Annotated in this window: 8 protein-coding genes; 3 read left to right on the top strand and 5 right to left on the bottom strand. The window is 62.1% G+C overall.

Annotated elements, in window-relative coordinates:
• The first annotated feature begins 181 nt into the window (after window positions 1-181).
• On the top strand, window positions 182-1,324 hold the full coding sequence (locus QN315_RS14120; RefSeq protein ID WP_323989921.1) for a hypothetical protein: 1,143 nt from the start codon (window positions 182-184) through the stop codon (window positions 1,322-1,324).
• On the opposite strand, the gene QN315_RS14115 is transcribed toward QN315_RS14120, so the two are convergent.
• The 4 genes from QN315_RS14115 to QN315_RS14100 are packed head-to-tail and all read right to left on the bottom strand — an operon-like array spanning window position 1,302 to window position 6,820.
• Entirely contained in the window at window positions 1,302-2,252 is a 951-nt protein-coding gene (locus QN315_RS14115; protein WP_323989919.1) for an isoaspartyl peptidase/L-asparaginase, read from the bottom strand. The two genes, QN315_RS14120 and QN315_RS14115, sit on opposite strands and share 23 nt — an antisense overlap.
• Entirely contained in the window at window positions 2,249-3,166 is a 918-nt protein-coding gene (locus QN315_RS14110; RefSeq protein WP_323989917.1) for a polysaccharide deacetylase, read from the bottom strand. The genes QN315_RS14115 and QN315_RS14110 overlap by 4 nt, the downstream gene beginning before the upstream one ends.
• Complete coding sequence (locus QN315_RS14105; RefSeq protein WP_323989916.1) at window positions 3,163-4,635, bottom strand: oligopeptide:H+ symporter; 1,473 nt, start codon at window positions 4,633-4,635, stop codon at window positions 3,163-3,165. The genes QN315_RS14110 and QN315_RS14105 overlap by 4 nt, the downstream gene beginning before the upstream one ends.
• Window positions 4,636-4,639: 4 nt before the next feature.
• Window positions 4,640-6,820 (bottom strand): TonB-dependent receptor domain-containing protein, encoded by a 2,181-nt coding sequence (locus QN315_RS14100; protein WP_408904527.1) that lies wholly within the window; start codon window positions 6,818-6,820, stop codon window positions 4,640-4,642.
• Between the two features lie 374 nt (window positions 6,821-7,194).
• On the opposite strand from QN315_RS14100, the gene QN315_RS14095 reads away from it, so the two are divergent.
• Together QN315_RS14095 and QN315_RS14090 are read left to right on the top strand one after the other, a co-directional pair.
• On the top strand, window positions 7,195-8,262 hold the full coding sequence (locus QN315_RS14095; RefSeq protein WP_323989912.1) for a GntR family transcriptional regulator: 1,068 nt from the start codon (window positions 7,195-7,197) through the stop codon (window positions 8,260-8,262).
• Window positions 8,259-8,954 carry a creatininase family protein gene (locus tag QN315_RS14090; protein WP_323989911.1) on the top strand — a complete coding sequence of 232 codons (696 nt, stop codon included), beginning with the start codon at window positions 8,259-8,261 and terminating at the stop codon, window positions 8,952-8,954. Before QN315_RS14095 ends, QN315_RS14090 begins: the two co-directional genes overlap by 4 nt.
• 41 nt (window positions 8,955-8,995) lie before the next feature.
• On the opposite strand, the gene fumC is transcribed toward QN315_RS14090, so the two are convergent.
• Complete coding sequence (gene fumC, locus QN315_RS14085) at window positions 8,996-10,435, bottom strand: class II fumarate hydratase (RefSeq protein WP_323989910.1); 1,440 nt, start codon at window positions 10,433-10,435, stop codon at window positions 8,996-8,998.
• Window positions 10,436-10,674: the final 239 nt, after the last annotated feature.

Genomic DNA, 10,674 nt, shown 5'->3' with positions numbered 1-10,674 from the left:
CTTTTTTAATGGAAACGCACATGAAGCCCTGTTGCATCATAAAGGGGAAACGACCGTGGAATTCGAAATCGAACATCTGGAACTCGGCGTAGCGCAATCACGTCCGGCCCCAGACGACACGACTCGCCTGGTGATCGCCGCTTCCATCGCATCAGGGATATCTCATCTCGGATCCTCGACGATGCCGTTCCAGATCAGTGCCCTGATCGAACGGTTCCATCTGTCCGCAAGCAACGCCGGTTGGTTCGGCTTCTTCGAAATCGTCTCTCTATCCGTCGCCATGATTCTGGCTACGCCGCTACTCGGGCATCTGTCCCACAACGCACGAGCCATGATCGGCGCATTCCTGATCGTGATCGGCCATGTGCTGGTCTATCTCGGACCGGGTTGGCTGCCATGGATCTGGGCATGCGCCATCATGGGGGGCGCGGGCTACGGGCTGATCTTCGCCGCCTTCATTTCCAGCGTGTCGAGCGACGGAAATCCAGACCGAATCTACTCTCTGGCCTGCGGCGGCGGACTGGTGGTGGTGGTCGCCGCCATCATGGCCGTTCCCTGGACGACATCGGCCTTCGGCCCACTCGGTCCCTTCCTGACCATCGCCGCGCTGACCATCCTGCTTGCACCCTTCATGCGCGCCCTGGGGCGGGACAATCCGGTCGAGGCAGTCGCCGCCGCGCAATCGCGCACCGCCCTGGCCGCCGGAACGCTACCGCTGCTGGCCATGTGGATCAGCTATTCGATCGGCTCCAGCATGGTCTGGTCCTTCGCCGATCAGACCGGTCTCGCAATCCATGTCCCGCAAAATGTGATCGTCATGCTGTCGTCGGCGGGAATCGTGATGGGCTTCCTGGCCAACATGTTCGGTGCCGTGATCGCGGGACGGGTCAGCCGCGTCCTGTCTCTTGTCGTCGGGATACTGGGTACCGCCCTGTCATGCCTGCTGACGGCGCTGTCGTGGAGCGAGGTCACTTATTGCGCCGGGGTCCTGATGTACTGGATCTTCGTCATGATCGCCTATGCTTATCTACTGGGCGCCGCCGCCATCCTGGACCGCAGCGGCCGCGTCGGCACCCTGGGCGGCGGCTGCGACCGGATCGCCTATGCCGTGGGGGCCCCGATCGGCGGTATGGTGCTGGATCATGGCTCACATCTCATGCTCGGCGTGATCGGTTTCCTGTTCGGCGCTACGCTGCTACCGATCTGCATGCCCGCCATTGCCCGCGCTCTGCGGCGCAGTCAGACCCCCGGCAAAATTTCCCAACGCGCAATGGATTCTCATCCTGATTGTCGCGCCGTACTCAATCATCATCCTTATGGGTAGCTACAAAAACATCTCCGGCCGCGTCAATCCAGCCGCGGAACATTCCCTCGGTATTAAACTCAGCCGTTACGGAACCGGCAGGATCAACAGCGATGATTCCCCCACCGATACCATACGGATTAAATGCTTCCGCGAGGACCGAGCGTACGGCGTCCGCAACGGAACGCCCTTCATACTGCACGCGCGCCGCGATCTCGTGCCCCACGACGTGACGGATAAAATATTCCCCCTGACCGGTGCAGGAAACGGCACAGACACCATTTTTCGCATAAGTTCCCGCACCGATGATGGCGCTGTCCCCGACGCGACCGACGGCCTTGTTGGTAAAGCCGCCGGTCGAGGTCGCGGCTGCCAGATTCCCATTGCAATCCAGCGCCACGGCACCGACCGTACCATGCTTCTCGCTCTCACTGGCAAAGGTGCCCAAACGGTTGTGCGCGCGCATTGCCTCCAGAGCCTGTACACGGCGGGGCGTCGTAAAGTAGGATTGCGGCATCGTCTCCAGGCCCTGCTCGGTCGCATAATCGTCGGCGGCGGGACCGGCCAGCATCATAGGAATATTCCGGGTCATCAGCAGGCGAGCCAGTCGCACCGGGTTGCGCACCGCCCGTGCCGCCGCGACGGCGCCCGCAATGGCCGTCGCGCCATCCATGATCGATGCATCCAGTTCATGCTCCGCCGCGGCGTTCAGCGCGGCGCCATGGCCGGCATTGAAATGCGGCGAATCCTCCAGGACCACGACGCAGGCTTCCACCGCCGCCACGGCCGACCCGCCATTCGACAAGATCACATATCCGGCTTCCAGGGCGTTGCGGATATCGGCACGCGCGTCAGCCCATTCGTCTTCGGATAGCAAGGCGCGGGACATGACGCCGCAACCGCCATGCAGGGCAATGACGGGCCGGCGTGCCGGCATCAGGATGCTCATGGGGTATGCTCCTGCGCGTTGGCCCTACACCAGGTCGCGACCTGTTCGTGCGTCGCGAACCAGACATCTCCCATGGCCCGGGCAACCTCCAACAGTGCTGCGATCATACCGACCCGACTGCGATGCCCGCTGATATGCGGATGCAACGTCAGCAGGAACAGCCCGCCCTCCTCATGCGCGCCCTGGAATTCCGCCATGAAGATGTCCAGCACATCGCGCGGCGCGGTATAAGGGCGCACGGCTGAAAACCGGTCGAAATTGAAGTAGACGGCATCGTCGCGAATCCATTCGGGGGGGAGTTCGACAATGCCGGTGGCCTCTCCTCCCTGGACGAGTTCGTAGGGATCGTCGTCGGCCATCAGGCTGCTGTCGTACAGCAGGCCCATCTGCCGGATGATGGACAGGGTATTGACTGAAAAATCCCAGCTCGCCGTGCGGATACCGACGACCGGCCGGCGGCCGACATCCTGCAGGACGGTCCGCGCGCGGACCGTCAGGTCCAGCTCGGTTTCGGCATCCAGATGGGTATTCCGCTCATGAATCCACGAATGGATGCCGATTTCGTGCCCGTCTGCAACGACGCCCCGCACCTCGTCGGGATAGAGCAGGGCGGACACGGCGGGATAGAAGAAAGTCGCGGGCACCCCATGCCGTTGCAGCAGGTCCCGGATACGCGGCACGCCGCGCCGGTTGCCGTAATGGCCCTGGCTGATCCGCATCGGGCTTTCGTCGCCGTCGCGCAGTGGGATCGTGTCGTGATCGGCATCGAATGACATGGCGAAGGCGCAACGCGCCCCGCCGGGCCAGGATGCCGGGCGCAGGGACCGTCCAGCCCGGGCACGTCCGACGGCGGCGCGCCAACGGCTTTCGGGCCACCGCCAGGGGGGCGGCGAATTGTCGGCGGGTGTCGTCATGACAAGGTTTCCAGGGTTGTGTCGCCAGCGGACGGACACTCCGCGCGCGAACGGCGCCAACGCGTGTCCATCCTGCGCGCGAGGGGAATGAAAATGGCCGAGGCCAGGGCGACCAGTCCCGCCAGCCCCGCCAGGTTACCGAACAGATGCGCATATGCGGCGGCCGATACGATGCCCGATCCAGCCTCCGGTCCACGGGCGGCGTCGGTGGCAACCAAACTGCCGAGATAGCTGGCGAACCCACCCAGGACGGAAAAACAGCCCATCATCCGCCCCACCGCATCGGGTGGCGCGTAACGGGCGATGGCAGCCAAGCCAAGCGCCGCGATCAGCAGTTCGCCTGCCGAAAACAGCGCATATCCCGCCACCATCCACCAGGGCGAAATGAGGCCCTGCGCTCCGGCCAGCGCCCCGGCGCGCCACAACACGAACGAGGCTGTCAACAGCACGAAGCCCAGCAGGAAACGCGCATGAACCGATATCGGCCGCCCCCGGCATTCGGCGCGGTGATAGATTGCGGCCAGACAAGGCGCGAGCGCGAGGATCCAGATATTGTTCAGTGACTGGAACTGGCCGGGCTGTACCGCCCAATCCATGCCGGCCAGATGCATCGCTCCAGAAACATGGTCACGCGCGAAACTGGTCAGCGAGGTCGCGATCTGCTGGTTGAACAGGAAGAACAGGATCGCTTCCGACTGCAGCGCGAAGGACAGTTTCAGTCCGGCACGCAAGGCCGGTGCCGAACGCCGGTAGAGCATGATCCAGATCACCAGGATGGCGACGGCGGCGATCCAGATGCAGGTCCGTGCCAGCCCCGGATAATGCAGCAGCGTGAACGCCACGCCGATTCCGGCGGCGAACAGCAGCCAACGCCGGCGATCGAGCGTGCCGGCCGGACGCGGGTCGGTGGCCGGCAACGTAAGCGAGACCGCGAACCCCGCCCACAGCACAGCGGCGGCCACGCCGAAACCTGCCTGCCAGCCGACGCTGACGGCCAGAAAGGGGATCGTCAGCGTCGCGACCGTCGCCCCGATATTGACGGACATGTAATAGACGGTGAATACGACATCGAGCCGGTCATCGGTCCCGCTGAATGCATGCCGCAGCAGGCTCGTGATGTTGGGCTTGAAGATGCCGCCGCCGCAGACCAGAACGGCCAGCACCAGCGACACGCCCGTCGCTCCGCCCAGGCCGCTGGCCAGGCCGGTATAGCCGATCGCCAGCAGCGCCAGCGCGGCGGTTACCGTCCGCCGCGCCCCCAGGACCCTGTCACCCAGCCAGCCGCCCAGGACGGGAACGCCGAACATCAGGGCGCTGAACGCACCCCACAACATAATGGCACCCTGTTCCGACAGACCCATGGTCCGCACGAAATATAGGACCGAGACGCTCTGCAGGCCGTAGAAACCGAACCGCTCACAGATCTCGAGGGCGGCGATCCGCAGAAAGGTACGCCGGCGGGATTTCATCGCGTCAGAACCTTGCGCTGACCGAACCGAAGAACTGGCGCGGCGAACCGGGCAGCAGGGATTGACGATCGCCTGTCAGCGGGAAGCCCTGTTCGCCCACTGTCGAAATATAGGGCGTGTTCAGCAGGTTGTAGATGTCGAACGAGACCGACAGATCATGGAAGACGCTCCGCTGGCCGAAACTGTAGCGCGCGCCGATATTCGTCATCCAGAAACCCGGCACGCTCGTATCGTTGGTATAGCTGAGATAGCGGCGCGAGATGTAGCTCGCGTCGAAATGGGTGGACAGCCTCCGATAGCTGTAAATCAGGCTCGTTTTATACATGAACTGGGGATAGGCGGGAACATTCTTGCCTTGCAGATGGTAGAGCACTCCCCCCGACGTGATGTTGTTGTCGTAGGTCGAATGATTGTAGCTGACGCTGTTGTCGATCGCGAGATGCCGGACCGGACGGATCACGACATCCGCATCCACACCATTCATGGTCACACCACCGAGATTGCCGACGGTCGAGGTCGGATTGACCAGCGAGCCCGAGGCCATGAGCCCAAGGCGATGCGTAAAATTCGAGCGATAGGCATCGGCCGACGCCGACACGATCTTGCCGTAATAATGATATCCGACGACATAGGTCCAATTGTGCTCCGGCGTCAGCGTCCGGCGCGCGACCTCGAATGCAGCCTGGTTCTTCACGCCCCACAGCGACGGCACGCTGCCGGACTGATAGCCTTCATAGGTGAAGGCGCGCATGTTTTCTGCCACGTCGAAATAGAGTTCGTGGTTCTTCAGGAAATGCCAGTCGATATTGACATGCGGCAGAAATGCGGCCGACGACGTAACGCTGCCGTTGGGCAGTTGCGTCACATTGGTATAGGCAACGTCGTTTTCATTGGCGCCGCCGGCCGTCGTGACGGCCAGCGATTTGAAACCCCCTGTGATCGCCAGGCCCGGCAGAATATGATAGGTGTCGGTCAGGTGGTACTGGACCGTGTTGGTGTTGAAGCCCATGCCCCAAACCTGGGCGAACGGGCCGCCATAGATATTGAACGGCCCGACCGCGCCGACCGGCGCACCCTGTCCAAGAACGGGTTCTGAATAGTAATATTTGCCGACATTATAGGAATTATTCTCGAACCATACGCCAGTGCGCAGAACGTTGTTCTCATAGGTGTGGGTCATCTCGGTGGTAAAGCCCAGACGCCGGATCTGCTCGGGGATGACCATGAACGACAACGGGGCGCCAGTCGGCGACGCAACATAGGGATTCGCCCAGGTGGAGTATTCCTGCCCCCCATGCCCATAGAAAAGCGTCTTCCAACGGATATGATGCCCCATGTCGAAATCGAACGTCAGCCCACCCAGATAGTCGCGCTCGACCTGCCCACCATTGTAATAGGCAGCATCGGCCGGATCGGATAGCGCCGCGAACGAGGCCGGATAGACCCCCTGGGCTGCCAGATACGCGGCATGATAGTCGGGGGCGTAATTATCCAGGCGCTGACCAACCTTGTGCAGCAGTTCCAGCGACAGGTCCTGGTATTCGTACTGGGCCAGGTCGCTCCAATTGAAAAATACCTTGATGCTGCTATCGTCGCCGACCGGCTGAACGATTTTGGCATTCACCTGCTGCGTGAACTGGTCGCCATAGCCCTTCCACTTGTCGGCATCGACCCGCATGTAGGAAACGTACGCCTTCGTTCCGGATGGCGTGAAGGTACCGGTATCGCCCTTCACATATGTACGATAACTGTTGTAGCTGCCGAACATTTGCGACACCACGCCACCCGCCTTGTCGGCCGGATCGGCGGAATAGAATTCCATCGCGCCGCCCAGCTCGCTGGTCGACGGCAGCGTGACGTCCCCACCGCCTTGGCTCAGATTCATCCGCACGATATTGTCCTGGATGATCGCCGAATTGACGTCCAGCCCGTTATATTTATTGTACGATTGATCGCCCAGCGGAATGCCGTCCAGCGTAGCACCGAGTTGGCTCTGGTTGAAACCGCGCACATAGAAGGATTTCGAATAAATATCGAGTCCGAGCGGATCATTGGACACGAAATTCGCACCCGCCAGGCTACCGAGGATCTTGAGCGGACTTGCACCGGGCACGAAACGATCCATATCCTTTCTGGACACATCGGTAATGGCGCTATGCGCAGCCCGCAGTGCTGCGTTTACCATGATGTTCTCGTTTGTAACCGCCGATGCGCGCGGCCTTCGTTCTGGACGCGCATGTTTCGCCGTTTTCTGCGGCGCCGCCGCCATGGAGGTCGAGGACAGCAGCAGGAAGGCTGCGGCGCCGATAGGGCTCATCCTGTTCATGAACATATGCGTGCCTGCATCTCCGTTGCGTCATGCCGGGCCACCGGCCGATCGGAATGTCATTTATTGTCCGGAACGACCCGCCACCGGATTAAGCACATAAATTGTTACTCTTCAATGATACAAAATCGCCACATAGGCAAATTTTAGCATCCTTGTCTGTTTCAATTTTCCCGCTTACTCTATCCAGGTACGTCGCGCCGTTCCCGAATGCCGTCGAACCGGTCCGACGATTGGGGGAGGAAGCGCTCATTCGACAGGACACCGCCAACCCGGACACCGCGGAGCAAGACGCCAGCGAGCGCCTGGACGTCTCTCTCTTCCGGATCGACAGAACGTTGGACCTGCCCATTGGAACGCAGATCAAGGGACAGATCGAATACGGAATCGGACTCGGCATCATCAGGCCAGGCCAGCGGCTACCCCCGGTTCGGGAACTGGCGGAACGGCTCGGGATCTCCCCGGTCACGGTGGGGCAGGTCTATGCGGATCTCAAGCGCGGCGGAATACTGCGCGGACGAGCGGGGGCGGGGACGTTCGTCGCCGACCTGATGGCCGGATGGTCGGCCGACGGCGCGCGCAGATCGGAAATCCAGTCGGCAATCGACGTTCTGGTCGGCCGGGCCCGCGCCCTGGGACTGACCACCAGCGAGGTACTCGGCCTGGTCAGCGCTCGGATGGAGGGGAGTGGCCTTGGCACGCCGCCGCCATCAGTCATGGTGGTGGGAAACTTCATGCAGACCACGATCGCCTATTGCCGGCAGATGGAGCGGCTGGGCGAAGGACAAGTGCGGTTCCTCCCCACCACCATCACCCGGTTGCAGACAGATCCATCTGAGCGGCAACGCGTTGACTTGTATCAAATGGCTGTTACATTTGCTCATCGCCGCGCCGAGGTCGCGCAGCTGTTGCCTTACCTGGACGTGGCAGTCATCACTTTCATCCCGTCGATGGAAACGCGGATGAAACTGGCGCAGATCGACCCGGGAAGCCGCGTAGTTCTCGTTGTCATCAATCCGGAGTTTGCAGGGCCGATGAAAGCCGGTGTCCAGCAATTCGCACCGCATATCGAAGAACCGGCCATCGTGCTGATCGACGCATCGGACTGCGAGGACCTGATGCGGAATGCCGACGTCGTCGTCTATGCCACCGGCGCAGACGATCTGGGGCTGAATCTCCCCGCCGACTCAATTCATTTCGAATATCAGCATACGCCCAACCCCCACGACGTCAGGCGCCTGGTCGCCGACCTGACCGGCCGTCTGGTTCAGGGATTACGAGCATCACAGGAACCTTCATGAATCTACGCGAGATGAACTGGATGCAGGTCGAAGCCTATCTGGAGACGGACGATCGTATCGTTGTCCCGCTCGGCTCGACCGAACAGCACGCCTATCTCAGCCTTTCCACCGACGCGATCCTCGCCGAACGCGTGTCGATCGAAGCTTGTATGCCGCTGAAAGTGCCCGTCTGTCCTGTCCTTCCGTTCGGCATGACCCCGCGCTTCCTGGCCTATCCCGGCACGGTGTCCTTGAAACCAGAGACCTATCTCGCCCTGCTTAAAGACCTGGTCGACAGCCTGCACGGTCAGGGATTCCGGCGGTTCGTGTTCGTGAACGGTCATGGCGGCAATAGTCCGATCTGGCTCGACCTGTCCGCGTGGCTCGGGAAACTCGACGAATGCAAGGCCGTGTTCCATGATTGGTGGCGGGCACCGGATACCTGGCAGGCCGTTACGACAACCGATCCGCTGGCCATGCACGCGTCCTGGATGGAGAATTTCCCATGGACGCGCCTCCCGGGCGTCGTCCAGCCGGACATGCAGAAGCCCGGCATTGCGCTCGAACGGCTGCGAGACGTTACACCGCAGATCGTCCGAGAACGTCTGGGCGACGGCAATTTCGGCGGTCGCTACGAACGCAGTGACTTTGAAATGAACGCCATCTGGGCCGTCGCGGTCAAGGAAACGAGACGGATCGTCTCGGAGGTTTAACACAAGTCAAAGTCCCGCCACTTATTGCTGATTCGAAAGAATCATCCATTAGGCGTCCGACCGCTCTCGGCCCTTCCGCCGGCAACCATCCTGGCGGGATCGACGATCCGGTCGAACATCTCCGCGCTGACGAATCCCAACTGCAACGCCGCGTCCCGCAGGCTCAAATCATGTGCCATCGCATGGTGCGCGACGCGGGACGCCTTGTCATAGCCGATCACCGGCACCAATGCGGTGACCAGCATCAGCGATCGCGCGACATGTTCGGCGATCCGCCGCCGGTCGGGTTCGGTGCCCACGACCAGGAAAGTCCGGAAATTCCGGCACCCATCATGCAGCAGGCCGATCGATTGCATGATATTATGAATAATCAGCGGCTTGTAGACATTCATCTCCAGATAGCCGCCCGCGCCGCCGAACCCCACCGCCACGTCATTGGCCATCACCTGCACCGCGATCATCGTCAGGGCCTCGGCCTGGGTCGGATTCACCTTGCCCGGCATGATCGACGAACCGGGCTCATTCTCGGGAATCCGCAATTCCGCAAACCCGGCACGCGGGCCGCAGGACAGCAGGCGGATGTCGTTGGCGATCTTGAACAGCGACCCGGCCAGGCCCCGCAGCGTGCCCGAAAGCTGAACCAGCGCGTCATGCGCGCCCTGGACGGCGAATTTGTTGGGCGCGGTGACGAAGGGCAGACCCGTCAGCGCCGCGATCCGCGCGGCGGCCGCCTCGGCGAAACCCGGCGCGGCATTGATGCCGGTCCCCACCGCGGTGCCGCCCAGCGCCAGCCGGTACAAGGCCGGCAGCGCCGCCCCCAGCCGCTCCAGCGCCTCATCCAGCATCCCGACATAGCCCGACCATTCCTGGCCCAGCGTCAGCGGCGTCGCATCCTGCATATGGGTCCGCCCGATCTTGACGATATCCGCCCAGGCCCGGGCCTTGGCGTCGATCGCGTCGCGCAACGCCGTCACTTCGGGCTCCAGCCGCCGCACCACACCCAGCGCCGCCGCGACATGCATCGCGCTGGGAAACGTATCGTTCGAGGATTGCGACATGTTGACATGGTCGTTGGGATGAACCGGGCTCTTGCTGCCCAGCGCGGTGCCGGCCATCTGGCAGCACCGGTTCGCGATCACCTCGTTGACATTCATGTTGAATTGCGTGCCGCTGCCGGTCATCCAGACATGCAGCGGAAACATGTCCCGGTGCCGTCCGGCCAGGATCTCGTCGCAAGCCCGGCAGATCAGCCCCGCCGCCTCTTCGGACAAATTCCGGCCGTCGCGATTGGCAAGGGCCGACGCTTTCTTGATGATCGCATAGGCATCGACCATCTCGGCCGGCATCAAGTCCCGCCCGATGCTGAAATATTCCAGCGAACGCTGCGTCTGCGCGCCCCACAGCCGGTCGGCGGGCACCGCAACCGGCCCCAGGCTGTCCGTTTCTATCCGCGTTCCAGGTTCCACCGGCGTCCCCGACATGACCGTTCCTTCCCTTCCCGGACATGATACCGTCACCATGGCCGCCGGCCCGGATCTCCATCGTCCGGACCGCCACTACGGATCAAACGCAATCCCCACAACGGGGATCCTTGGGAGGATCCTGCCGGGAGAATCCCGGGAGCGACCTGTCCCGGCAGGATGCGCGCCACCTTGACAGATCGCCGCAGGATAAGAACATGACATCGTTCCATTTTCCGGACGAGGAAGGACGAGAATGC

Origin of the sequence: Nguyenibacter sp. L1 (assembly GCF_035199985.1) — a bacterium.
Lineage (GTDB): Bacteria > Pseudomonadota > Alphaproteobacteria > Acetobacterales > Acetobacteraceae > Gluconacetobacter > Gluconacetobacter vanlangensis.
Note: the sequence above shows the minus strand (reverse complement) of the source record. Positions and strands in the feature narration are given on the sequence as shown.

Coding starts and splice junctions, on each gene's coding strand:
- QN315_RS14115 (WP_323989919.1), bottom strand. CDS start 2,252: ATGAGCATCCTGATGCCGGCACGCCGGCCCGTCATTGCCCTGCATGGC.
- QN315_RS14110 (WP_323989917.1), bottom strand. CDS start 3,166: ATGACGACACCCGCCGACAATTCGCCGCCCCCCTGGCGGTGGCCCGAA.
- fumC (WP_323989910.1), bottom strand. CDS start 10,435: ATGTCGGGGACGCCGGTGGAACCTGGAACGCGGATAGAAACGGACAGC.
- QN315_RS14120 (WP_323989921.1), top strand. CDS start 182: ATGCCGTTCCAGATCAGTGCCCTGATCGAACGGTTCCATCTGTCCGCA.
- QN315_RS14100 (WP_408904527.1), bottom strand. CDS start 6,820: ATGGTAAACGCAGCACTGCGGGCTGCGCATAGCGCCATTACCGATGTG.
- QN315_RS14105 (WP_323989916.1), bottom strand. CDS start 4,635: ATGAAATCCCGCCGGCGTACCTTTCTGCGGATCGCCGCCCTCGAGATC.
- QN315_RS14090 (WP_323989911.1), top strand. CDS start 8,259: ATGAATCTACGCGAGATGAACTGGATGCAGGTCGAAGCCTATCTGGAG.